The sequence below is a fragment of the Streptomyces sp. AK08-02 genome, assembly GCF_033795085.1.
GTDB lineage: Bacteria > Actinomycetota > Actinomycetes > Streptomycetales > Streptomycetaceae > Streptomyces > Streptomyces echiniscabiei.
Genome location: NZ_JARAZV010000013.1, coordinates 296,533 through 318,657 on the forward strand (window position 1 = coordinate 296,533; position 22,125 = coordinate 318,657).

The window sequence follows — 22,125 nt, forward strand, 5'->3', positions numbered from 1 at the left end:
TTCACTTTAGTGGGCGGTTCTTCTTCGGGTGCGGCGCCGTTGTGGCTGGTCGCGCAGTTCCCCGCGCCCCTCGACGCTGCCCCTGCGGGGCGCGTCATACCTCCAGGAGCCAGCGTCCCCCGCCTATCAGCGAGCACAGGCTCACCGCGTGGAAGAGGAAGAGCCACAACCCGGCCGGGACGTGTGTGAGGCGGGACAGCTGGTCCGCGTCCGAGTCGCCCGCTCCGCCCCTGCGGCGCTTGGCCTGGAGTTCGAAGGCCGGGCGGACTCCGCCCAGGAGCAGGAACCACACCACCGCGTAGGCGAACGCCGCCTGGATCTGGGGGCCGGCGAGCCACGACACCACCACGAAGGTGCCGCCGGTGACGAACACGGTGAGGGCGCCGTACGCGTTGCGGATCATCACCAGCATCGCCACCAGCAGCACCGTGGCCAGCCACAGGAGGGCCGTGATGTGGCCGGCGGCGAGGAGCGCGGCGCCGCCGAGGCCGAGCAGCGGGGGAGCGGTGTAGCCGAAGGCGGCCGTGAGGATCATGCCGAGGCCGTGCGGCTTGCCCCGGCTGACCGTGAGGCCGCTGGTGTCGGAGTGCAGCCGGATGCCGGTGAGGGTGCGGCCGGTCAGCAGCGCGACCAGCCCGTGCCCGCCCTCGTGCGCGATGGTGATCGCGTTGCGCGACAGGCGCCACAGGGGATGCGGGACGATCACGGCGAGCGCGGCCACCATGGTCGCGATCACCACCCACAGGTCGGGGTCGGGCTGGCTGCCGAATATCTCGTCCCAGAGGCCGGCCAGCGAGGTGGATGCGGTGCTGGTCATTGTCTGCGGATGCTCCCTAGCGTCGCGTCGAATCAGGCAGTGTGGCACGTCTGTACGGGCACTGGCTGAGACGCCGTGGCGACACCGATCGTTCCTGGCGGCCGTGAACGGGCGGGAGCGACCTGCGAGACTGGTTCGTCACGACCGCGCTCAGTGACCGCGCACCGCACTGACCGGTGGCGACTGACGCGGCCAGATGCGGTTTCCGCAGGTCGGAGGGGTGGTTGGGGATGTGCGGACGGTATGCGGCGAGTCGGGCGCCCGAGGATCTCGCGGGGGTCTTCGAGGTCGAGCGGTGGGAGCCCGAGGAGACACTCGCCCCTGACTACAACGTGGCCCCGACCAAAGAGGTCTACGCGGTCCTCGACCGTCCCCTCAAGGATGCCGAGGACCCGAAACCGGTGCGGCAGCTGCGGAAGCTCAAGTGGGGCCTGGTCCCGTCCTGGGCCAAGACGCCCGAGGGCGGCGCCCGCATGATCAACGCGCGCGCGGAGACCGTTCACGAGAAGCCCTCGTACCGTCGCGCCTTCACCACCCGGCGCTGCATCCTGCCCGCCGACGGCTACTACGAGTGGGTCACCGCCGCGGGCGAGCGCGAGCTGGAGGTCGAGGGCAGGAAGAAGCGACCGCGCAAGCAGCCGTACTTCGTGACGCCCGCCGACGGTTCGGTCTTCGCGATGGCGGGCCTGTACGAGTTCTGGCGGGACCGCACCCTGCCCGACGAACACCCGCTGGCCTGGTGGGTGACCTGCTCGGTCATCACCACCGAGGCCGAGACCTCCCCGCTCGCGGCAGCCCCCGCGGATGGCCCGCGCGCCCTGGCCGACATCCACCCCCGGATGCCCCTGATGCTCACCCCGGACCACTGGGACGCCTGGCTCGACCCGGCCCGTACCGATGTGGACGACCTGCGCGAGCTGCTCGCGCCGCCGCCCGCCGGACTGCTGCGCGCCTACCCCGTCTCCACGGCCGTCAGCAACGTCCGCAACAACGGACCGGAGCTGCTGACCGAGCTGGAGGGGCCCGAGGAGGGCACACTCTTCTGACGTGAGCACCGAGAACATCCCCGAAGCAGTCGAGACAGTGGAGACCGACGCGGGCACCGCCCGTGTCACCTGGCGTCCCGCCCCGCGGCCCCGGCTCGTCCTGGCTGTCAGCCATGGTGCCGGTGGGGGCATCGAGGCCCGGGATCTCCAGGCGCTCGCCGGGGAGCTGCCCGCGCACGGCGTCACGGTGGCGCTCGTCGAGCAGCCCTGGCGGGTGGCCGGAAGGAAGCTGGCGCCCGCGCCGAAGACCCTGGACGTGGGGTGGCGGGGAATCTGGCCCGCGCTCGTGAGGCCCGGGCTGCCGGTGATCGCGGGCGGGCGCAGTGCCGGAGCCCGCGTGGCCTGTCGTACGGCCGGGGAACTGGGCGCGGTGGCCGTGCTCGCGCTCTCCTTCCCGCTGCACCCTCCGGGCAGGCCCGACAGGTCCCGGGCCGGCGAGCTGCTCGGGGCCGGGGTGCCCACCCTCGTCGTCCAGGGCGGCAACGATCCGTTCGGGAAACCGGCCGAGTTCCCGCCGGGGGAGCACGAGTTGGTGGAGGTGCCCTACGGCGACCACGGCTTCGCCGTGCCGAAACGGGCACCCGTCGGGCAGGACGAGACGATGGCGGTGATCACCGGCCGGGTCGTGGAGTGGATCGCGTCACTCGCGCCGTAGTCGGGGTGAGAGCCGGGAATGCCGGGCGGTGGGTGACTGTTGTGCGGATCAGACGCCACGAACGTGGGGTGACCGTTCGTACGAGAGGAAGTCCGCCGCATGGGTTCGACCATCTGCCCGAATCGCCGCAGCAGCGCTGACCTGGACTGGACGGTGCTGCGCGCGTCGAAGACCGCCCCTGTCCGGGCGGCGGGCGGACGCGATGTTCATCCTCTCCCGACCGCAGGTCGTCTATCCTCCGATTCGAGTGGGATCGGTTTCGGTCCCATCACATCGTTTGAGGAGGTGGGTCCGGTCACTGGGACCGACGCGGGGACCGAACACGGTCAGGCGGAGCAGCCCGAGGGCCCGGGCAGGAGTGAGTCGACCGCGGAGCGCAGCGCGCGCTTCGAGCGGGACGCGCTCGAATTCCTCGACCAGATGTACTCGGCCGCGCTGCGCATGACACGCAATCCGGCCGACGCCGAGGACCTGGTGCAGGAGACGTACGCCAAGGCGTACGCGTCCTTCCACCAGTTCCGTGAGGGCACCAACCTCAAGGCGTGGCTGTACCGGATTCTCACGAACACGTTCATCAACTCGTACCGCAAGAAGCAGCGCGAGCCCCAGCGCAGTGCTGCCGAGGAGATCGAGGACTGGCAGCTCGCGCGTGCCGAGTCGCACATGTCGACCGGTCTGCGCTCCGCCGAGGCGCAGGCGCTCGACCACCTGCCCGACTCGGACGTCAAGGAAGCGCTGCAGGCCATTCCGGAGGAGTTCCGGATCGCGGTCTATCTCGCGGACGTCGAGGGCTTTGCGTACAAGGAGATCGCGGACATCATGGGGACACCCATCGGCACTGTGATGTCCCGGCTGCACCGCGGCCGTCGCCAGCTGCGCGGGATGCTGGAGGACTACGCGCGTGACCGTGGCCTGGTCCCGGCCGGTGCCGGAGAGTCGAACGAAGCGAAAGGTTCGGGCTCATGAGCTGCGGAGAGCCGCACGAGACGGACTGCAGTGAAGTACTCGATCATCTCTACGAGTTCCTCGACCGGGAGATGCCGGACTCGGACTGCACCAAGTTCGAGGTCCACTTCGACGAGTGCTCTCCGTGCCTGGAGAAGTACGGGCTCGAACAGGCGGTGAAGAAGCTCGTCAAGCGCTGCTGCGGCCAGGACGACGTGCCGACCGACCTGCGTGCCAAGGTGATGGGGCGGCTCGACATGATCCGCTCCGGGCAGGCCGTGCCCGACCACGACGTGGCTGCCGAGGGCTGACATCGCAGGACGCCGATCGGCCCCGCTGAGGCGGGGCCGATCGCCGTTTTTCAGCCGCTTCGAGGCCGGGACCTCAGATGTCCAGGCCGCTCTCGATCTTCTTCAGGCTGTGCCGGGCCAGCGCCAGGTTGCTGCGTGACCGGTCGAGCGCGACGTACATGAAGAGCGCTCCCTTGCTGCTGGCCAGCGGGCGGATCAGGTGGTACTGCCTGCCCAGCGTGATCAGGATGTCCTCGATGCTGTCGTTCATGTCCAGCGAGGCCAGCGTGCGCATCTTCGCCCGTACGACCTCGGTGTTGCCCGCCGCCGCGAGCTCCAGGTCCAGGGCCGGGCCGCCGCCGAGGGTGCCGAGCGACATGCCGCTGTCGTAGTCGACGATCGCCACTCCGAGCGCGCCGTCCACGGTCATGGCTTCCTTGAGCGCTGTCTCGATGTTCATTCTGCTGCCCCAATTCCTCAGTGACGCTGACCGGTCGCTGTCTGTGCAACTACGATCGGACCCAAGCGACTTTCGGGTCTTAAAACATCAACTTTGGTGTGTGATACGAAAGTTGTCGCTCAAAGTACTGCGCAGCGGTCGTACGTGAAGGGGGAATGGCGAAATGTCGACGGCAGTTGAGGGTTCGCTGGCCCGGTTCCTCGACTCCCCCGGCGTCACCGGGGTCGCCCTCGTCGACGCGGTCACCGGTCTCACGTACGGCGTGGCGGGGGACACCGCCGAGGCCGGGGACGGTTCGGACAGCTCCGAGTTCGCCGCCCTCGTGGCCGAACGGCTGGGCCGGGCGGGCGCCGAGGGTGAGCTGGAGAGCGTCGTCACGACCAGCGTGCGCCGCCATCAGGTCCTGCTGACGGTGGGCCGCCCGGCCGGCGATCCGCTGCTGCTGACGGCCGGACTCGACCGGCAGCGGGTCAACCTCGCGCTCGCCGCGCGCAGCCTGGGTGACCTGGCCGGCGAGGTGCTGGCATGACGGACCCGGTCGGTAGATCCGGTCCCACCCCTACGACCGGCACGGATGCGCGGGTGAGCGCATGAGGGCGTCCGCCGCGCGCAATCTGCCCGCGCTCCTGCTGGGGCTGCGCGAGGAGGGGTTCAGCGGCACGGTACGGGTCGCGGGCACCCCGGGCGGCACGCTCCACCTGCGCGACGGTCTGTTGGGCGCGATCGAGACACCGGGGGCGCCGACCGCCACCTCGGCACTGCTGACCTCGGGCCGGATCGGCGACGAGGACTGGCTCGCCGCGTGCGCCGCACAGCGCGACGCGGAACTGCTCGGTGAACGCCTGGTCGCCGACAAGCTGGTGGGCGCCGCCGAGCTCGAAGTCATCTGCACGGCAGCCGTGTTCGACGCGGCCTTCGCCATGTCGCTGGGCGCGCCCGGCAGTTGGGAGCTGAGCGACCCGGAGCCCGCGCTCCTCGCCCGACCGGGCGTGGAACCACGCCAGTTGACCGACGAGACCACGCGGCGGATCGCGCTGCTCATCCGTCTGTGGGGACCTCCGGGCGAACTGGCCCGGGTGCGGCCCGTACCCGGTACGGGGGTTGTGGAGGGGCCGCTGTCCGGCCGGCACGAGAACATCCTGAACCAGGTCAACGGGCGCCGTACGGCCCGTGACCTCGCCTTCGCGCTGGGACGCGGACTGTACGCCGTGATGCTGGACCTGATCCGCATGGAGTCGTACGGGTTGCTCCGCTGGGAGCCCCCGACCGTCCCCGGCGGCCGGCCGAGCACGGCGCCACGTGTCGCTCCCGGCCGTACGCGGGTCGCGGGCCCGCCGCCGGTGCCGTCGAGAACCGAGCCGCTGCCGAGGCGGATGCCTCGTGGCGGAGAGAAAGGGGGGAAGTGAGTGCGGACGATGGAAGAGATGACCCAGGCACCGACCGACGTGCTGACGAAAGCACCGACCGATGCGCCGACGGGAACGAAGAGGGAAGCGGCGAGAGAATCGGCAAGGCGAGCGGCGATGCGAACGGCGATGCGAACGACGAGGGAAACGCGTCGGCGAGCGCGGACCAGGATCACGACGACCAAGGGGTGAGTACACCCCCTCTGCCCGTACGGAAGCCGCTTCCTGTACGGGGTGCGGCAAACCCCGCCCTGCTGGGCCCCACGGCCGAAGAACTGGCCGCCGACCAACCCTCTGTCGAGACGCTGCGGCGGGTCCGCCACGCGTTGCGCGCTCTTCCTGAGCCCGACTGATCGCAAGGAGTACGTCCCATGGGTCCCCTGAGTCCTCCGAGCCCTCCGAGCCCTCCGAGCCCCCGGAATCCCCTGAGCGACGACCCCCGGTCCGACCAGGTTTCCGAGGCGTCCCAGTCCTCCCGGCTGACCGACATCCTGACCTCGTTGCGGGAGCGGGTGATGGGAGTCTCCGAGAGCGTCCTGTCCACGGTCGACGGGCTTCTCGTCGTGGCCGACGCGGACTCCGTGCACCCGGAGTCGGTCGCCGCGCTCGCCGCCGCGACGCTCGGGGTGAGCCGCCGTATCGCCGAGCAGGCGAAGGTCGGGGCCCTGCGCGAGGTGGTCGCCCGGTGCGGCTCCGGGCACGTGATCGTGCTGGCCGTCGGGGAACGCGCCCTGCTGACCGTCGTGGGCGACGACGGGCTGGACATCGCCGCGTTCCAGCGTGAGTCCCCGGCGACGGTCGAGGACCTGGCCAAGGTCCTGGCGGCCGACGTGGCGTACTGAGACGGAAGCCGCGCGGCCCCGCCGCCGGTTACGTCTGATACGCCCGCTTCCCTCTAACGGGCTAATCTGCGGCTTCTGAGGCCTGAGATTCGCCCAATGCCTCCGTACGGCCGCTGACGGCCGCCCTATCCTCCATGTCCCGGAGCCTGGACAGGCTCGCGCCGAACGCCCGATCGGCGCCGGTCCGGGACACGGGGGGAGGGAACGCCATGCGGTCGATCACGCCGTGGGCGCGTGTCTACGTCGTCGCCGTTGCCGTCGGGGCCGTCCTCTGCGCGGCGCCCGTCGGGTACGCGCATGCCCCCTGGGGCGCCGTGGCGCTGTTCGCCGCGCTGTGCGCCGCGTGCGAGCAGCTCGCGGTCGGCCGGTTCGGCGGGGGGCCGGGGTACGAGGGGCCGGGCGCCGTCGGCCCCGGTGGCACCGGCGGCGGACCACCCAGGTGGCACACGCCCGTCCTGCTCGCCGGCGCCTTCCTGCTGCCGCCCGCCGCTGCCGCCCTCGTGCCGCTGCCGGGCGCGCTGCTCGTGCGGGGCGCGGAACGGACGCCCTGGCCGCGTCGGCTCTGGCGGGCCGGACAGCTCGGGATCGGCGCCTGGACGGCCTCGCGGGTGCACTGGTCGCTCGGCGGCCCCGACACGGTCGTCTCGTCCTACTTCCCGTACGCCCTGGCCGCCGCAGGGGCGGCCGTCGTCGCGTTCTGCCTGGTCCTGGCCCTGCTCGACGGAGGCATCCTGGCGCTCGCCGAACGGGTGCCGGTACGGCTGGCCTGGCGGGGGCTGTTCGTACGGTCCCTGGTACCGGTCGGGGTGCACGGGCTCGCCGGGCTGATGATGGCCGTCCTGTGGCGCAGCCCGTACGGGCCGCTCGCCGCGCTGCTCGTGCTGCTCCCGATGTGGGTGTCGTGGTGGGTCTTCGCGCAGTACCACCGGGAGCGGGCGGCACATCAGGCCACGATCAGGGCGCTCGTGCAGGCCGTCGACATCAAGGACGGGTACACGCGCGGGCACAGCGAGCGGGTCGGACAGGCGTCGATGGTGATCGCGCGGGAACTGGGCATGGACGACGAGCGGGTGGAGGTGCTGCGGTTCGCCGGGATCCTGCACGACGTCGGCAAGCTGGGCGTTCCCACGAGGCTGCTGCGCAAGGACGGGCCGCTGACCCCGGAGGAGAGGCGGGTGATCGAGCTGCACCCGGAGTACGGCCACGAGATGGTCCGGGGGATCGGCTTCCTCGGGGAGGCCCGGTCGGCGATCCTGCACCACCACGAACGGCTGGACGGGAGCGGGTACCCCTACGGGCTGGTCGGCAGCCAGATCCCGGAGTTCGCGAGGGTGGTCGCCGTCGCGGACGCGTTCGACGCGATGACGTCCACGCGGTCGTACAGCAGGGCGCGACCTGTGGGGGTCGCTCTCGCTGAGCTCGAACGGTGCGCGGGGACGCAGTTCGATCCGGTGATGGTGGGGGCGTTGGTGAGGGGGCTGGAGCGGCGGGGTGGGTGGCATCCGGCGGTCACAGCAGACTCGGTCCAGTCCCCTTGTGATTTCCCACCCACCCCACCTGTTTCCGGTCCGATTACCAGTCGACCCTCCAACGCGCCTTCCGACGGGCCCACCACCCACCCCGACGGCATCCCCGGCCAGGTCGGCAGCGAAGGCAGGGTGCGATGAGGGCCCTCGTCCGTGCCGCCGCCGCGCTCCTCGCCGCCGTCTCCCTCGCCCACACCCTCTGGTCCGGGCTCGACGAACGGGCCGTCGCGCTCTCCTTCGGGCTGCTCGTCGTCGCGGGGGAGCTGACCCGCTGGAGCGGGCCCGAGTCGCGGGAGGCGGCGCCGCTCGCCGCGGCCGGGGCCCTGTCGTACGCGCTGCTCGGGGAGGACGCGGGACGGGCCACCCACCACGGCGCGCTCCAGGTCGTCACCGTCGTCGTCGCGGCCACCCTCGTCGGCTGTGTGCCGCACGTCGCGCGGGGACAGGGGCCGACCACCGACCATCTCGCCCGCCGGGTGCTCACCGCGGGCTTCGCCGCCATCTGCTTCCAACCCCTCTACAACCAGGGCGTGTTCGAGGCCTGGGGCGGCTCCGCCTACGCCCTCCTGCTCGTCGCGCTGCTCGTGCTCACCGCGCTCTGCGACGCCGTTCTCGCCGCCGCGCTCGCGCACGCGCGCACCGGCTGGCCCTTCGGCCCGCTGCTGCGGGACGAGCTGCGGGCCACGCTGGGCATCGGGACGGCCGTGTGTGCCACCGGGGTCGTCATGGCGCTCGCCGTCGCCGTCGTCGGACTCTGGGCGCTGCCCGTCTTCTCGCTGCCGCTGCTGCTCACACAGTTCGCCTTCCGGCGGTACGCGGCCGTGCGGGCCACCTACCGGCAGACCATCGCCTCCCTGGCCCGCGCCACCGAGATCGCCGGGTACACACCGGCCGGGCACGCCCGGCGCGTCGCGGTGCTCAGCGGGGCGGTGGGCCGGGAGCTGGGGCTGTCCGAGCCGGAACTGACCGTGCTGGAGTACGCGGCCCTCATGCACGACATCGGGCAACTCAGCCTCGTCGACCCGGTACCGGCCGGCGCCACGGCCGTACTCCCCGTGGCGGAACAGCGCCGGATCGCGCTGCTCGGCGGGGCCGTCGTACGGCAGACGGGGGTGGCCGCGGCCGTCGCCGTGGTCGTGGAACGGCAGGCCGATCCGTACCGGGAACAGCCCGTGTCCGCGCGTATCGTGCGGGCCGTCAACGCCTACGACGAGAAGGTGCGGGACGCCGGAGCGGGCGGCCCGCTGCGCGCGCTGGAGGAGCTGCGGCTCGGCACGGGCCGGGACTACCAGCCCGAGGTGGTGGAATCCCTCGCGCGGGTACTCGCCAGAAATGGTGGAGTCGTCCGGGAGCGCATCGGGTGAAGGTGGTGGTGGGAGAGGGGTGGACGGTCTTACGCTGCCCTCGGTTGGGTAACCCATGGGTAATGAGCGCCCCTCCAGCGGTCCGTGGTTGGATGCGAGGGAGAGGCTGTACGGGGGCAGAAGCCGGCCCACTCCACGGCACTGGCAGGCGGGAATCGTGAGGATCTTCGGCAAGGGGCGGCACCGGCCCTCCGCCTCATGGCGGCAGGCCACCGACCGCGCGTTCACGCTGATCGGCGACGGGCGGTACGAGGACGCGGGAGCGTTGCTGACACGTGCCGCCGATCTGGAACCCTGGCTGTCCGAGTCCTGGTTCAATCTCGCCCTGCTCCACAAGTTCCGGCACGACTGGGAGCAGGCGAGGGCGGCCGGTCTGCGCGCCATCGCCCTGCTCGACCGGGAGACCGGGGCCCCCGACTGGTGGAACGTGGGCATCGCGGCCACCGCTCTCCAGGACTGGCCGCTGGCCCGTCGGGCCTGGCAGGCGTACGGGCTGCGGGTGCCCGGGGGCGCCGCCGCCGCCGGTGAGCCCGCCGGGATGGACCTGGGCAGCGCGGCCGTACGGCTGTCGCCGGAGGGCGAGGCCGAGGTCGTGTGGGGGCGGCGGCTCGACCCCGCGCGCGTCGAGGTGCTGTCGATTCCGCTGCCGTCCTCCGGGCGACGCTGGGGCGAGGTCGTGCTGCACGACGGGGTGCCCCACGGGGAGCGGACCACCGCGGCCGGGCACTCCTACCCCGTCTTCGACGAGATCGAGCTGTGGGCGCCCTCGCCCGTGCCCACCTGGGTGGTCCTCCTGGAGGCCGCCGCCGAGGACGACCGGGACGCCCTGGAGCGGCTGGCGTCCGACGCGGGGTTCGCCGCGGAGGACTGGTCGTCGTCGGTGCGGTTGCTGTGCCGGATGTGCTCGGAGTCACGGATGCCGTCCGACGAGGGTGACGGTGAGCATCTCGATCCGCACGATCACAGTGAGCCGGGGCATCCCGGGCCGCTGGGGCACCGTACGGACGGGCAGTTCTGGGCGCCTGAGCGGGAGTGTGGCCTTGCGGCCCCGGCCTCCTTGGTGAGGGGGCTGTTGGACGGGTGGGTTGCTGACAGTCCGGATACTCGGGACTGGCGGGATCTGGAAGAGGTTTGTTAGGGCCCTTGCCGACTGCGGGTCCGTTGTGGCTTGTCGCGCAGTTCCCCGCGCCCCTTTGGGGGCGCCCCTGCGGGGCGGCCCCCATCACCTGTTCCCCGTACCCTGTATCAGCAACTCTCCCCCCGCTTGTTTGAGGAAGGCATCGTCGGTCATGGCGCAGCAGGACACCGATCAGCAGCACGCGGGCGTGCTCCCCGTGGACGACGAGGGTTTCGTCGTCGACACCGAGGACGGCGAGGAGCGTGAGGCGGCCTGGCGTGAGCGCGGGACCTCGCGGCCCATCACGGTCGTCGGCAACCCGGTGCTGCACAAGGAGTGCCAGGACGTCACCGAGTTCGGCGCGGAGCTGGACCAGCTGGTCGCGGACATGTTCGCCAGCCAGCGCACCGCCGAGGGCGTGGGTCTGGCCGCCAACCAGGTCGGCGTCGACCTGAAGGTCTTCATCTACGACTGCCCCGACGACGACGGCGCCCGGCACACCGGCGTGATCTGCAACCCGAAGCTGGTGGAACTGCCCGCCGACCGGCGTCGGCTGGACGACAGCAACGAGGGCTGCCTCTCCGTGCCGACCGCGTACGCGCCGCTCGCCCGGCCGGACTACGCCGAGGTGACCGGGCAGGACGAGAAGGGCAACCCCATCAAGGTGCGGGGCACCGGCTACTTCGCGCGCTGTCTGCAGCACGAGACCGATCACCTGTACGGATACCTGTACATCGACCGGCTCTCCAAGCGCGAGCGCAAGGACGCCCTGCGGCAGATGGCCGAGAACGAGCCCCGGTACCCCGTGGTCGCGAACGACTGACAACTTCTGACAACGCCTGAGGCAGGCGTACACGCGAACGGCTCCTGGTCGGAACGATCCCTGACCAGGAGCCGTTCGCGTGTCCGTCGCACGTTCGATCGAAACCTGGACTCAAGTGCGCATACCGTGATCCGTAACCAGTCAAGTGAGCGGCGAATCTCGGCAGCTTGGGGTAGTGAAGGGAGCAAATGCGTTCCCAGAACGGTCAGTTGTGGTGCTGAATGGGAAGTGCGGGGATACGCAACGGCGCACGCCCGGCACAGCGGGAGGGGTGTTGCGTCAACTCGCGGCTGAGAGGGGTTTGTTCGTGCCTGCTTTCCCACACAGCACCTCACCGGCGACACCAGCGGTAGCGATCCCACCGTCACTGGCCTTACCGGTGATCGAGGCGGCGTTTCCCCGGCGACTGCACCCGTATTGGCCCCGACTGCAGGAGAAGACCAGGGCCTGGTTGCTGGAAAAACGCCTCATGCCGCCGGACAAGGTCGCAGAATATGCCGACGGCCTTTGCTACACCGACCTCATGGCCGGGTACTACCTCGGCGCCCCGGACGACGTACTCCAGGCGATAGCGGACTACAGCGCCTGGTTCTTCGTCTGGGACGACCGCCATGACCGTGACATCGTGCACGGCCGGCCCGCCGCCTGGCGGCAACTCAAGGACCTGCTCCACTCCGCGCTGGACGCACCCGGGCTCTATCTCCACCACCCGGATCCGCTGGTCGCGGGGTTCGCGGACAGTGTGCTGCGGCTGTACTCGTTCCTGGGCAGGAGGTGGAACGCCCGCTTCGCGCGGCACTTCCACGCGGTGATAGACGCGTACGACCGAGAATTCCGCAACCGTACAAACGGAACGGTGCCGAAAGTCGAGGAATACCTCGAACTACGGCGGCTCACCTTCGCGCACTGGATCTGGACCGACCTCCTGGAACCGAGCGCGGGATGCGAACTCCCCAGCATGGTGAGGAAGAACTCCGCATTCCGCCGGGCGGCTCTCCTGAGCCAGGAATTCGCCGCCTGGTACAACGATCTCTGCTCGCTCCCGAAGGAGATCGCGGGGGACGAGGTGCACAATCTCGGGATCAGTCTCATTCGGCACGAGGGGCTGACACTTGAGGAGGCCATCGCGGAAGTCAGGAGGCGGGTCGAGGGGACCGTTCTCGAATTCCTCGCGGTGGAAAAGGAAGTGCGCCGTCTCGCCGCGTCACTCGACGACGGCAGCGTGCGAGGAAAGGAAACGAGCAGGGCCCTGAGCGCCTGTCTCGACAATATGCGGAACTGGTTCAGTTCCGTCTACTGGTTCCACCACGAGTCCGGCCGTTACATGGTCGACAACTGGGACGACCGCTCCACACCCCCGTACGTCAACAACGAAGCGGCAGGTGAGAAATGACCGTCGAATCAGTACGCCCCGTGTCCCCGGCCACCGGGGAGCTGCCCGATCCGCCCTTCGCCGGCGGCGGTGTCCCGCTCCTGGGCCACGGCTGGCAGCTCGTCCGCGACCCCCTGGGCTACTTCGCCCGGCTCCGCGACCACGGCGACGTCGTACGGCTGAAACTCGGCCCCAAGACGGTGTACGCCGCCACCGCCCCGGAACTGGTCGGGGAACTCGCCCTCAACCCGGACTACATCATCGGCGGCCCGCTGTGGGAGTCCCTCGAAGGGCTGCTCGGCAAGCAGGGCGTGGCCACCGCCAACGGGCCCACCCACCGGCGTCAACGGCGCACCATCCAGCCCGCGTTCAGGCTGGACGTCCTCCCCGAGTACGGGCCGATCATGGAGGAGGAGGCGCAGGCGTTCGCCCGGCGCTGGCAGCCCGGCGAGGTCATCGACACCACTGCCGAGTCCTTTCGGGTCGCCGTGCGCATCGCGGCCCGCTGTCTGCTGCGCGGCGACTACATGGACGAGCGCGCCGAACGACTGTGCGCCGCGCTCGCCACGGTGTTCCTCGGGATGTACCGGCGCATGGTGATCCCGGCGGGACCGCTCTACCGGCTTCCGCTGCCGGGCAACCTCAAATTCAACCGGGCTCTGGCCGATATGCATCTTGTCGTCGACGAGATCGTGGCCGAACGCCGGGCATCCGGTCAGAACCCGGACGATTTGCTGACGGCGTTGCTGACGGCGACGGACGGGAATGGCGACCCCATAGGCGAACAGGAGATCCACGATCAGGTCATCGCCATAGTCACCCCGGGCGCCGAAACCGTCGCCTCCACGATCATGTCGCTGCTCCAGGTACTCGCCGAGCAGCCGGAACACGCGGACAAGGTGGCCGAGGAGGGAGAATCCGTCGCGGGTGACCGCCCGGTCGCATTCGCGGACGTCCGCGAGCTGGCGCACACGAACAATGTCGTCGTCGAGACGATGCGTTTGCAGCCACCCGTATGGATATTGACCCGGAGGGCGGTGGCCGAGACCGAGCTGGGCGGCTATCGGATTCCGGCCGGGGCCGACCTCGTGTACAGCCCGTACGCGATACAGCGCGATCCGCGTTCGTACGAGCGGAACACCGAGTTCGACCCCGACCGCTGGCTTCCGGAACGCGTCAAGGACCTGCCCAAGTACGCGATGACCCCGTTCGGTGTGGGCAATCGCAAGTGTCCGAGTGACCATTTCTCGATGGCCATGCTGACCATTCTCACGGCCGAGCTGGCGAGGAAGTGGCGCTTCGAACGAGTGCCCGAATCGCGGGACGCGCTCCGGGTGGGCATCACCCTGCACCCGGACCGGATGCTCCTGCGGGCGACACCCCGCTGAAGCGGTCCGGGTGGTGGAGCGGGCGCGCGTTCAGGCGGCCTCCGGGCCCTTGAACGTACGCCGGTACGCCTGTGGTGTCGTCCCCAGCGACCGTACGAACTGATGGCGCAGCGCCGCCGCGTTGCCGAACCCGGTGCGCCAGGCGATCGCGTCCATCGTCTCGTCCGTCGCCTCCAGCAACTGCTGTGCCAGCAGCACGCGTTGCCGCAGAATCCAGCGGTAGGGCGTGGTGCCGGTCTCCTGCTGGAAGCGGCGGGCGAAGGTGCGGGGCGACATGTGGGCGCGCTCGGCGAGCTGCTCGACGGTCACCTCCTCGTCGAGATGGCGCTCCATCCACACCAGTACCTCCCCGACGGTGTCGCACCGCGACCGGGGCAGGGGCCGCTCGATGTACTGGGCCTGCCCGCCGTCCCGGTGCGGCGGTACGACCATCCGCCGGGCGATGGCGTTGGCGACCTCGGGCCCGTGCTCCTCGCGCACGATGTGCAGACAGGCGTCGATCCCGGCGGACGTACCGGCGGAGGTGATCACCGGCCCCTCGTCGACGTACAGCACGTCCGGCTCGACCAGGACCCGCGGATAGCGCCGGGCCAGTTCCTCCGCGTGCCGCCAGTGCACCGCGCACCGCCGGCCGTCCAGCAGTCCCGCGGCGGCGAGCACGAAGGCCCCGGAACACACGCTGAGCACCCGGGCCCCGCGCGCCACGGCCCGCCGCAGCGCGTCCAGCAGCTCCGGCGGGTACTCCCGGTCCACATAGGTCTGCCCGGCCGGTACGGCGATCAGGTCGGCCGTCTCCAGACGCTCCAGCCCGTGTTCCGTGCCCACGGCGAAGCCCGCGTGGGTGGTCAGGGTCGGGCCCTCGGCCGAGGCGACCGCGAAGTCGTACACCGGCAGGCCCTCGTCGCCGCGGTCCAGACCGAAGACCTCACAGACGACACCGAGTTCGAAGGGATGCACTCCGTCGAGCAGGACGACGGCCACGTTTTCGAGCATGCTGCCAGTGTGCCTCGCCTTTGGCAGGAAATCGAGGGTGTGCGGCAGTCCTGCCACTGACGGTAAGGAGTGTTCGGGACGAGACTGATGTCCATGAACACAGCAGCGGACAACATCGCCGGAATCCTCTTCGTCGTCGCGGTCTTCGTGGCCCTTGCCCTTCCGTCCCTGATCGGCCTGGCGCGCGACCGGCGCATCGACCGTCAGCTCCGCGAGGCCCAGCAGGCTCGCCGGGAGACCGAGGGACGCGTTCCCACCGCGCTCCCCGCACCACGGCGGCGCTACTTCACCACCACGGTGACCCACCACTCCTGAATCCCCTTGCACGAGACCCGGCCGGTCCCGGCGGCGCACAGTGGCCGCGTGGACTCCAGCCGGGTCCTGCCTGTCGCCACGGCCGCGAAGGCGGCGCTCGCGTCGCCGGGCAGCAGGACGACCCCGCTGTTGGCGGCCTCCAGGCCGGAGCCGTTCGCGGTGAGCGGCTTCCAGGGCCGCTCGGAGGTTCCGTCCAGGCTGATACGGACCGTGTCACCCACCGCCAGGCACACCGTACGGCCGCTGTCGCCGACGCCGAGCGGCGCCGCTGCCGCACAGTCCGCGGGACTCGGGGTCGGACTTGTGCTCGGGCTCGGGCCGGTGGTCGGGTTCGTCGTGGGGGAGGACGACAAGCTGTTGCCGCCGTCCTTGCCGCTGTCGGTCCGGTCGGCGCAGCCCGCGAGCGTGATGGTCAGGGCGAGGGCGAGTGCCGAGAGGGCGACGGGCGGGTGGCGGCGGATCGTTCGACGCATGGAAAAGCCTCCTTGTTCCGTTCGACGTGTCACCCGCCCGTCCGGATCCCACACCTGCTCGCACGTCTGATCCCACACCTGGGCCCCGGCCGCGAAGGCGGCGGCCGGGGCCCAGGGCGGAGCGGTGGTCAGCTGGTCGTGACGGCGGTGTCGTCGAGGACGAAGCTGGTCTGGAGCGAGGAGTCCTCGACACCGCTGAACTTCAGGGCGACGGTGGACCCGGCGTACGAGGACAGATCGATGGACTTCTGGACGTAGCCCGAGGCGGCGTTGAGGTTCGAGTACGTCGCCAGGGTGGTCGAGCCGGCGGTGACCGTCAGCTTGTCGTAGGCGGTGCTGGTGGAGGTCTCCTTGGTGTCGACGTGCAGGTAGAAGGTGAAGGTGGCCTTGCAGCCGCTGGGCACGGTCACCGACTGGGAGAGCGTGTCGGTGTGCGCGGAGCCGTAGCCGTCCAGCCAGGCGTAGTACGAGCCGGCGTGCGCCGCCTCGCTGGTGGAGTTGCTGATCACGCTGGTGGAGGCGGTCCAGGTGGTGTTGCCCGACTCGAAGCCGGGGTTGCCGAGCAGCTGGGACGAGGTGCAGGTGCTGCTGCTCGACCCGACGGTCCAGGTGAAGGAGGCAGAACCGGAGGCACCGGTGCTGTCCTTCGCGGTCACGGTGACCTGGTAAGTGCCCGCGGTGGACGCCGTACCGGAGATCAGGCCGGTCGAACTGCTGATCGACAGCCCGGTCGGCAGACCGCTCGCGCTGTAGGTGAGGGTCGCCGACGCACTGTCGGTCGCGCTGATCTGCAGGCTGACCGAACTGCCGGTGGTGGTCGTCCGGGTGCCCGGGTTGGTGACGGTCACCGTGTTGCCCGTGCTGGTGGAGCCCGAGGTGAAGGCGGTGGTGCCGTTGGGGGTGCCCCAGCCGGTCGGACCGTCGTAGCCGGTGGTCGCGGTGCAGAAGTACGAGGTGGTGCAGGAGCCGTTGTTGCCGCTGGTCACGTCGTACAGGTTGCTCGTGTGGCTGTAGGGGTACTTCGCCGGGTAGTCACTGGAACCCGGGGTGCCGGCCAGGGCGTAGACGCCCGCGATGATCGGCGCCGAGGCGCTCGTGCCGCCGTAGACAGCCCAGCCGGAGCCGCCGTAGGTGTCGTAGACGGCTACACCGGTGGCGGGGTCGGCGACGGCGGAGACGTCGGCCTCCATGCGCTTGGCGCACCCGGTGTCGGTCTGCCAGCTCGGCTTGGCGTCGTACGCCGAGCAGCCGGACCCGGTCCCCTCGGTGCTGCTGGTCTTCCACACGGACTCGGTCCAGCCGCGGGAGTTGGAGGACGTGGAGAGGGCGGTGCCGCCGACGGCGGTCACGTACTGGGAGGTCGCCGGGTACTCGGCGCCGTACGCGCTGTCGCCCGCGCTGACCGTGATCGCGACACCGGGGTGCTTGAAGTAGGAGGTGTCCTCGGTCGTCTGGGAGGACGCCTCGTCGCCGCCCCAGCTGTTGGACACGAACTTCGCGCCGAGCGCCACGGCCTCGTTCTCGGCGGTGCCGAGGTCGGAGTCGGTGGCGGAGTTGGCCTCGACGAGGATGATGTTGCAGTTGGGGCAGACGGCGCTGACCATGTCGAGGTCGAGCGCCTCCTCGCCGGCCCAACCGGTGTCGTTGGTCGGCAGCGAGGTCGTCGAACCGGTCTGACTGACCTGCTTGAAGCAGCCGTTGGCCTTGGTGCAGGCGGACAGGCCGTACTGCGAACGGTAAGTGGCGAGGTCGGCCTCGGCGTTGGGGTCGTTGTACGCGTCGACGACGGCGACCGTCAGGCCGGAACCGCCCGTTGACGGGAGGTTGTAGGCGCTGTGCAGGTTGGCCGGGCTGAGCCCGGAGGGCGCGGCGGCGGCAGCGGCTGCGGCCAGACGCTGCTTGATGTCGGTCCGGCGCTGGGCGAAACAGGAGACGTGACCGGGCTCGGCCGTGGCGCACAGATGCGTGGTCGGCACCTTCTGGCCGGCCTTGCCGGTCGAGTGGAACGTCTGCCGGTCCGGGGAGGTGAGGGCCCTGGAGTTCTGGGTGACGTGCGAGGTGGGCGCCACCGCGTGCGGTGCGGGCGCCGCGTGTGCCGGCGCCGCGACGAGTCCGGCGAGGCTGAGGGCGAGGGCGGGCGCGGCGACGGCCAGAAGTCTTCGCAGGCCGTGCCTGGACATGTCGGTGCGTGTCTTACGCATGGGGGTACTGCCTCCGTCGTTGGAGTGGGGTTCTCGACGCTGGTGGCAGCCCTGTGACGCGCGTAGCGGCAGCAGTGCGCGTTATCGTCAGGGGCATGACACTTTGAACGGTCCGTGATGCCGTTGTGCGCATGACAGGTTGGCCAGAAAGTAGCCGGGGCCCACGAGACCGGAACAGATGCGCCGGAAGAACTTTGCCGCTCCATAGGAGGTCCATGGACGGTGGATGGACGATCCATGGAGTACGCCCAGCGCTTGATGGTGCCGGGATTACCCTTCGGTAAGCCCGGCACCGTCAGTGACGTGGCGTCAGAAGTCCTCGTCGAGGTCGACCGTGCCCTCCACGGCCACCTGGTAGGCCGACGGGCGGCGCTCGAAGAAGTTGGTCAGTTCCTGCACGCCCTGCAACTCCATGAAGGAGAAGGGGTTCTCCGAGCCGTACACCGGGGCGAAGCCCAGCCGGGCCAGCCGCTGGTCGGCGACACACTCCAGGTACTGGCGCATCGACTCGGTGTTCATACCCGGCAGACCCTCACCGCACAGGTCCCGGCCGAACTGCAGCTCCGCCTCGACCGCCTCCCGCATCATGTCGGTCACCTGCTGCTGGAGCTGCTCGTCGAACAGCTCCGGCTCCTCCTTGCGGACGGTGTCGACCACCTCGAACGCGAAGCTCATGTGCATCGTCTCGTCCCGGAACACCCAGTTGGTGCCGGTGGCGAGGCCGTGCAGGAGGCCCCGGCTGCGGAACCAGTAGACGTAGGCGAAGGCGCCGTAGAAGAACAGGCCCTCGATGCACGCGGCGAAGCAGATCAGGTTGAGGAGGAAACGGCGGCGGTCGGCCTTGGTCTCCAGGCGCTCCAGCTTCTCGACCTCGTTGATCCACTTGAAGCAGAACTCGGCCTTCTCGCGGATCGACGGGATGTTCTCCACCGCGTCGAAGGCCGCCGCCCGGTCCGCCGGGTCGGGGAGATAGGTGTCCAGCAGGGTCAGATAGAACTGGACGTGCACAGCCTCCTCGAACAGCTGCCGGCTCAGATACAGCCGCGCCTCCGGGGAGTTGATGTGCTTGTAGAGCGTGAGCACCAGGTTGTTCGAGACGATCGAGTCGCCCGTCGCGAAGAACGCGACCAGCCGGCCGATCATGTGCTGCTCGCCCTCGGACAGCTTCGCCAGGTCGGAGACGTCCGAGTGGAGGTCGACCTCCTCGACGGTCCAGGTGTTCTTGATGGCGTCCCGGTAGCGCTCGTAGAAGTCCGGGTAGCGCATGGGGCGGAGGGTCAGTTCGAAGCCCGGGTCGAGAAGGTTCTTCTCGGCAGAGGAGGTGCCGGCGCGCAGCGCCGTCGTTGAGGGGTGGTGGTCGGGCGACGGGTGGGCGGTCATTACTGGCAGGCCTCGCAGGACTCGGGGTTCTCAAGGGAGCAGGCGACGGCGTCGGGCTCGGCGACCTGCTGGACGGGGACGGTCGCCTGCGCGGCGCGGGCGATACGGGTCGCCGGGCGGGAGCGCAGGTAGTACGTCGTCTTCAGGCCCGACTTCCAGGCGTACGCGTACATGGAGGAGAGCTTGCCGATGGTCGGCGTCTCCAGGAACAGGTTCAGGGACTGCGACTGGTCCAGGAACGGCGTCCGGGCGGCGGCCATGTCGATCAGCCCGCGCTGCGGGATCTCCCAGGCCGTGCGGTACAGGGCCCGTACGTCGGCCGGGATCCACGCGAAGTCCTGCACCGAGCCGTTCGACTCGCGCAGCGCCTCCCGGGTGCGGGCGTCCCACACGCCGAGGTCCTTGAGCTCCTTCACCAGGTACGAGTTGACCTGGAGGAACTCACCGGACAGCGTCTCGCGCTTGAACAGGTTGGACACCTGCGGCTCGATGCACTCGTACACCCCGGCGATCGAGGCGATGGTCGCCGTGGGCGCGATGGCGAGCAGGAGCGAGTTGCGCATACCGACCTGGGCGACACGTTCCCGCAGCGCCGACCAGCGCTCGGGCCAGTTCAGCTCCACGTCGTAGTGGTCGGGGTGCAGCACACCACGGGCCGTACGGGTCTTCTCCCAGGCCGGCAGCGGGCCGCTGCGCTCGGCGAGGTCGGCGGAGGCCTCGTACGCGGCGAGCATGATCCGCTCGGCGATCCGCGTGGAGAGGGCCTTGGCCTCGGGCGAGTCGAAGGGGACACGCAGCTTGAAGAAGACGTCCTGGAGGCCCATCGCGCCCAGACCGACCGGACGCCACCGGGCGTTCGAGCGGCCCGCCTGCTCGGTCGGGTAGAAGTTGATGTCGACGACCCGGTCCAGGAAGGTGACGGCGGTACGGACCGTCTCGTCGAGCCGCTCCCAGTCGATGTCACCGGCCGCCGTGTCGACGAACGCGCCGAGGTTGACCGAGCCCAGGTTGCAGACCGCGGTCTCCCCGTCGTCCGTGACCTCCAGGATCTCGGTGCACAGGTTCGAGGAGTGGACGACGCTGCCAGGCTCGGCCGTCTGGTTGGCGGTGCGGTTGGCCGCGTCCTTGAAGGTCATCCAGCCTTGGCCGGTCTGCGCGAGCGTACGCATCATGCGGCCGTACAGATCGCGGGCCGGGATGGTCCTGCGGGCGAGCCCGGCCTCCTCGGCCGCGCGGTAGGCGGCGTCGAACTCGTCGCCCCACAGGTCGACCAGTTCAGGCACGTCGGAGGGGGAGAAGAGCGACCAGAGGGCGTCCGAGTTCACCCGGCGCATGAACTCGTCCGGGACCCAGTGCGCGAGGTTCAGGTTGTGCGTACGGCGGGCGTCCTCACCCGTGTTGTCGCGCAGCTCCAGGAACTCCTCGATGTCGGAGTGCCAGGTCTCCAGGTACACCGCGGCGGCGCCCTTGCGCCGGCCGCCCTGGTTCACGGCGGCGACGGAGGCGTCCAGCGTCTTCAGGAACGGCACGATGCCGTTGGAGTGCCCGTTGGTGCCCCGGATCAGCGAACCGCGGCTGCGGATACGGGAGTACGACAGCCCGATGCCACCGGCGTGCTTGGAGAGCCGGGCGACCTGGTGGTAGCGGTCGTAGATGGAGTCCAGCTCGTCGAGGGGCGAGTCGAGGAGGTAGCACGACGACATCTGGGGGTGCCGGGTACCGGAGTTGAAGAGGGTGGGGGAGGAGGGGAGGTAGTCGAGGCGGCTCATCAGCCGGTAGAGCGCGGCGACTTCGTCCAGCGCCCGAGAAGTGTCGTCCTCCGCCAGACCGCTCGCGACGCGCAGCATGAAGTGCTGGGGCGTCTCGATCACCCGGCGTGTGATCGGGTGGCGCAGGAGGTACCGGCTGTGGAGGGTGCGCAGCCCGAAGTACCCGAAGCGGTCGTCGCCCTCGACGTCGATCAGGGTGTTCAGACGGTCCGTGTGCAGCCGTACGAACTCGGCGGTGCGGTCGGCGATCAGACCCTCGCGGTGCCCGACCGCGACAGACTCGGCGAAGGACGTGACGCCCTGTGAGGCGGCCTCCGCGGCGATGGTGACGGTCAGCAGCCTGGCGGCCAGCCGGGAGTAGGCGGGGTCCTCGGAGATGAGGCCGGCCGCGGCCTCGGTGGCCAGCTCGCGCAGCTCCGACACGTCGGCCCGCGCGGACCGGCCGCGCAGCGCGGCGGCGGCGACCCGGCCGGGGTCCGCGTCGGGGAGGTCGGCGGTCAGCTCGGTCAGGATCCGCAGCAGCGCGGTACCGGGACCGTCCGTCTCGACTGCGGCCTCTGGGGTCGCTGAAGCCGGTTCGGCTGGCGCGATGGTCACAGGGGGCTCTCCCTCGCTCGGCACGGGGCCTTGCGGAGGGCAGCGGGGCACGCGGACGCCTTACGGCACGCGTGCGTCCACCGGCCCACTCCACGAGGCCCGGACGTCAGGCACCCGGACCGGTCGGCCGGGCACACCGTCGGCAGGTCCTCGGACTGGACACGTACACAGCCGTGCGGGGGCACGAAAGAGCACATGTACACCGTTGCGGGACAGTTCCGGATTCGCACCGGATTCCCCTGCGGCGACAGCGAGCATGAGCATACATCTAGTGCCGGGCCCCGGAAGCACCCCCACATGTTGTGTCGTATCGGCGAGTTGAGCGCCCCTCAGGGGCGCGGGGAAC

Annotated in this window: 21 protein-coding genes and 1 riboswitch; of the genes, 14 read left to right on the forward strand and 7 right to left on the reverse strand. The window is 70.1% G+C overall.

Annotated features, from left to right (window positions below):
- Positions 1 to 94: 94 nt before the first annotated feature.
- Complete coding sequence (locus PV734_RS27730) at positions 95 to 817, reverse strand: M50 family metallopeptidase (protein ID WP_319092079.1); 723 nt, start codon at positions 815 to 817, stop codon at positions 95 to 97.
- A gap of 230 nt (positions 818 to 1,047) precedes the next feature.
- Between PV734_RS27730 and PV734_RS27735 the strand changes: the two genes are divergently transcribed.
- The 4 genes from PV734_RS27735 to rsrA all read left to right on the forward strand — a co-directional run bounded on the left by PV734_RS27735 (position 1,048) and on the right by rsrA (position 3,774).
- Complete coding sequence (locus PV734_RS27735) at positions 1,048 to 1,863, forward strand: SOS response-associated peptidase (protein ID WP_319292528.1); 816 nt, start codon at positions 1,048 to 1,050, stop codon at positions 1,861 to 1,863.
- A gap of 1 nt (position 1,864) precedes the next feature.
- Positions 1,865 to 2,518, forward strand: a complete 654-nt coding sequence (locus PV734_RS27740; RefSeq protein WP_319292529.1) for an alpha/beta family hydrolase — start codon at positions 1,865 to 1,867, stop codon at positions 2,516 to 2,518.
- A 285-nt stretch (positions 2,519 to 2,803) separates the two neighbouring features.
- Entirely contained in the window at positions 2,804 to 3,484 is a 681-nt protein-coding gene (sigR, locus tag PV734_RS27745; RefSeq protein WP_044474046.1) for an RNA polymerase sigma factor SigR, read from the forward strand.
- Positions 3,481 to 3,774, forward strand: a complete 294-nt coding sequence (rsrA, locus tag PV734_RS27750; RefSeq protein ID WP_319092076.1) for a mycothiol system anti-sigma-R factor — start codon at positions 3,481 to 3,483, stop codon at positions 3,772 to 3,774. The genes sigR and rsrA overlap by 4 nt, the downstream gene beginning before the upstream one ends.
- 73 nt (positions 3,775 to 3,847) lie before the next feature.
- On the opposite strand, the gene PV734_RS27755 is transcribed toward rsrA, so the two are convergent.
- A complete protein-coding gene (locus tag PV734_RS27755) occupies positions 3,848 to 4,213 on the reverse strand; it encodes a hypothetical protein (protein WP_319092075.1) in 366 nt (121 codons plus the stop codon).
- A gap of 163 nt (positions 4,214 to 4,376) precedes the next feature.
- Between PV734_RS27755 and PV734_RS27760 the strand changes: the two genes are divergently transcribed.
- From PV734_RS27760 to PV734_RS27800, 9 genes are all read left to right on the forward strand, one after another.
- Positions 4,377 to 4,742 (forward strand): hypothetical protein, encoded by a 366-nt coding sequence (locus PV734_RS27760; protein ID WP_319092074.1) that lies wholly within the window; start codon positions 4,377 to 4,379, stop codon positions 4,740 to 4,742.
- A 61-nt stretch (positions 4,743 to 4,803) separates the two neighbouring features.
- Positions 4,804 to 5,619, forward strand: a complete 816-nt coding sequence (locus PV734_RS27765; protein ID WP_319092073.1) for a hypothetical protein — start codon at positions 4,804 to 4,806, stop codon at positions 5,617 to 5,619.
- A 371-nt stretch (positions 5,620 to 5,990) separates the two neighbouring features.
- Positions 5,991 to 6,461 carry a roadblock/LC7 domain-containing protein gene (locus tag PV734_RS27770; RefSeq protein WP_319292530.1) on the forward strand — a complete coding sequence of 157 codons (471 nt, stop codon included), beginning with the start codon at positions 5,991 to 5,993 and terminating at the stop codon, positions 6,459 to 6,461.
- A gap of 209 nt (positions 6,462 to 6,670) precedes the next feature.
- Positions 6,671 to 8,128, forward strand: a complete 1,458-nt coding sequence (locus tag PV734_RS27775) for an HD-GYP domain-containing protein (protein WP_319292531.1) — start codon at positions 6,671 to 6,673, stop codon at positions 8,126 to 8,128.
- Positions 8,125 to 9,351 (forward strand): HD-GYP domain-containing protein, encoded by a 1,227-nt coding sequence (locus PV734_RS27780; RefSeq protein WP_319092069.1) that lies wholly within the window; start codon positions 8,125 to 8,127, stop codon positions 9,349 to 9,351. Before PV734_RS27775 ends, PV734_RS27780 begins: the two co-directional genes overlap by 4 nt.
- A gap of 157 nt (positions 9,352 to 9,508) precedes the next feature.
- Complete coding sequence (locus tag PV734_RS27785) at positions 9,509 to 10,489, forward strand: tetratricopeptide repeat protein (RefSeq protein ID WP_006376699.1); 981 nt, start codon at positions 9,509 to 9,511, stop codon at positions 10,487 to 10,489.
- A 151-nt stretch (positions 10,490 to 10,640) separates the two neighbouring features.
- The gene (gene def / locus PV734_RS27790) at positions 10,641 to 11,291 is read left to right on the forward strand and encodes a peptide deformylase (RefSeq protein ID WP_319092068.1); all 651 of its coding nucleotides are present in this window, start codon (positions 10,641 to 10,643) and stop codon (positions 11,289 to 11,291) included.
- Between the two features lie 307 nt (positions 11,292 to 11,598).
- Positions 11,599 to 12,684 (forward strand): epi-isozizaene synthase, encoded by a 1,086-nt coding sequence (cyc1, locus tag PV734_RS27795; protein ID WP_319092067.1) that lies wholly within the window; start codon positions 11,599 to 11,601, stop codon positions 12,682 to 12,684.
- Positions 12,681 to 14,051, forward strand: coding sequence for a cytochrome P450 (locus tag PV734_RS27800; RefSeq protein WP_319292532.1), 1,371 nt, complete (start codon positions 12,681 to 12,683; stop codon positions 14,049 to 14,051). Before cyc1 ends, PV734_RS27800 begins: the two co-directional genes overlap by 4 nt.
- Before the next feature lie 30 nt (positions 14,052 to 14,081).
- Here PV734_RS27800 and PV734_RS27805 read toward each other — a convergent pair whose 3' ends face one another.
- Positions 14,082 to 15,044 carry a GlxA family transcriptional regulator gene (locus tag PV734_RS27805; protein WP_319292533.1) on the reverse strand — a complete coding sequence of 321 codons (963 nt, stop codon included), beginning with the start codon at positions 15,042 to 15,044 and terminating at the stop codon, positions 14,082 to 14,084.
- A 93-nt stretch (positions 15,045 to 15,137) separates the two neighbouring features.
- Here PV734_RS27805 and PV734_RS27810 point away from each other — a divergent pair, with 93 nt between their 5' ends.
- Positions 15,138 to 15,359, forward strand: a complete 222-nt coding sequence (locus tag PV734_RS27810; protein ID WP_319092064.1) for a hypothetical protein — start codon at positions 15,138 to 15,140, stop codon at positions 15,357 to 15,359.
- Here the strand turns inward: PV734_RS27810 and PV734_RS27815 are convergent.
- The 4 genes from PV734_RS27815 to PV734_RS27830 all read right to left on the reverse strand — a co-directional run bounded on the left by PV734_RS27815 (position 15,326) and on the right by PV734_RS27830 (position 21,779).
- Positions 15,326 to 15,832 (reverse strand): hypothetical protein, encoded by a 507-nt coding sequence (locus PV734_RS27815; protein WP_319292535.1) that lies wholly within the window; start codon positions 15,830 to 15,832, stop codon positions 15,326 to 15,328. The genes PV734_RS27810 and PV734_RS27815 overlap by 34 nt on opposite strands.
- Before the next feature lie 128 nt (positions 15,833 to 15,960).
- Positions 15,961 to 18,033, reverse strand: a complete 2,073-nt coding sequence (locus PV734_RS27820; protein WP_319292536.1) for a putative Ig domain-containing protein — start codon at positions 18,031 to 18,033, stop codon at positions 15,961 to 15,963.
- Positions 18,034 to 18,342: 309 nt separating this feature from the next.
- The gene (locus tag PV734_RS27825; RefSeq protein WP_415924273.1) at positions 18,343 to 19,413 is read right to left on the reverse strand and encodes a ribonucleotide-diphosphate reductase subunit beta; all 1,071 of its coding nucleotides are present in this window, start codon (positions 19,411 to 19,413) and stop codon (positions 18,343 to 18,345) included.
- Positions 19,413 to 21,779 (reverse strand): ribonucleoside-diphosphate reductase subunit alpha, encoded by a 2,367-nt coding sequence (locus tag PV734_RS27830; RefSeq protein WP_319092061.1) that lies wholly within the window; start codon positions 21,777 to 21,779, stop codon positions 19,413 to 19,415. Before PV734_RS27830 ends, PV734_RS27825 begins: the two co-directional genes overlap by 1 nt.
- Before the next feature lie 123 nt (positions 21,780 to 21,902).
- Positions 21,903 to 22,089: riboswitch (cobalamin riboswitch) on the reverse strand.
- Between the last annotated feature and the right edge of the window lie 36 nt (positions 22,090 to 22,125).

What these genes read in the sequence shown, in the direction of transcription:
- PV734_RS27730 (WP_319092079.1), bottom strand. Translation starts at nt 817, where the DNA reads ATGACCAGCACCGCATCCACCTCGCTGGCCGGCCTCTGGGACGAGATA.
- PV734_RS27735 (WP_319292528.1), top strand. Translation starts at nt 1,048, where the DNA reads ATGTGCGGACGGTATGCGGCGAGTCGGGCGCCCGAGGATCTCGCGGGG.
- rsrA (WP_319092076.1), top strand. Translation starts at nt 3,481, where the DNA reads ATGAGCTGCGGAGAGCCGCACGAGACGGACTGCAGTGAAGTACTCGAT.
- PV734_RS27755 (WP_319092075.1), bottom strand. Translation starts at nt 4,213, where the DNA reads ATGAACATCGAGACAGCGCTCAAGGAAGCCATGACCGTGGACGGCGCG.
- PV734_RS27760 (WP_319092074.1), top strand. Translation starts at nt 4,377, where the DNA reads ATGTCGACGGCAGTTGAGGGTTCGCTGGCCCGGTTCCTCGACTCCCCC.
- PV734_RS27765 (WP_319092073.1), top strand. Translation starts at nt 4,804, where the DNA reads ATGAGGGCGTCCGCCGCGCGCAATCTGCCCGCGCTCCTGCTGGGGCTG.
- PV734_RS27770 (WP_319292530.1), top strand. Translation starts at nt 5,991, where the DNA reads ATGGGTCCCCTGAGTCCTCCGAGCCCTCCGAGCCCTCCGAGCCCCCGG.
- PV734_RS27775 (WP_319292531.1), top strand. Translation starts at nt 6,671, where the DNA reads ATGCGGTCGATCACGCCGTGGGCGCGTGTCTACGTCGTCGCCGTTGCC.
- PV734_RS27780 (WP_319092069.1), top strand. Translation starts at nt 8,125, where the DNA reads ATGAGGGCCCTCGTCCGTGCCGCCGCCGCGCTCCTCGCCGCCGTCTCC.
- def (WP_319092068.1), top strand. Translation starts at nt 10,641, where the DNA reads ATGGCGCAGCAGGACACCGATCAGCAGCACGCGGGCGTGCTCCCCGTG.
- PV734_RS27800 (WP_319292532.1), top strand. Translation starts at nt 12,681, where the DNA reads ATGACCGTCGAATCAGTACGCCCCGTGTCCCCGGCCACCGGGGAGCTG.
- PV734_RS27805 (WP_319292533.1), bottom strand. Translation starts at nt 15,044, where the DNA reads ATGCTCGAAAACGTGGCCGTCGTCCTGCTCGACGGAGTGCATCCCTTC.
- PV734_RS27810 (WP_319092064.1), top strand. Translation starts at nt 15,138, where the DNA reads ATGAACACAGCAGCGGACAACATCGCCGGAATCCTCTTCGTCGTCGCG.
- PV734_RS27815 (WP_319292535.1), bottom strand. Translation starts at nt 15,832, where the DNA reads ATGCGTCGAACGATCCGCCGCCACCCGCCCGTCGCCCTCTCGGCACTC.
- PV734_RS27820 (WP_319292536.1), bottom strand. Translation starts at nt 18,033, where the DNA reads ATGCGTAAGACACGCACCGACATGTCCAGGCACGGCCTGCGAAGACTT.
- PV734_RS27825 (WP_415924273.1), bottom strand. Translation starts at nt 19,413, where the DNA reads ATGACCGCCCACCCGTCGCCCGACCACCACCCCTCAACGACGGCGCTG.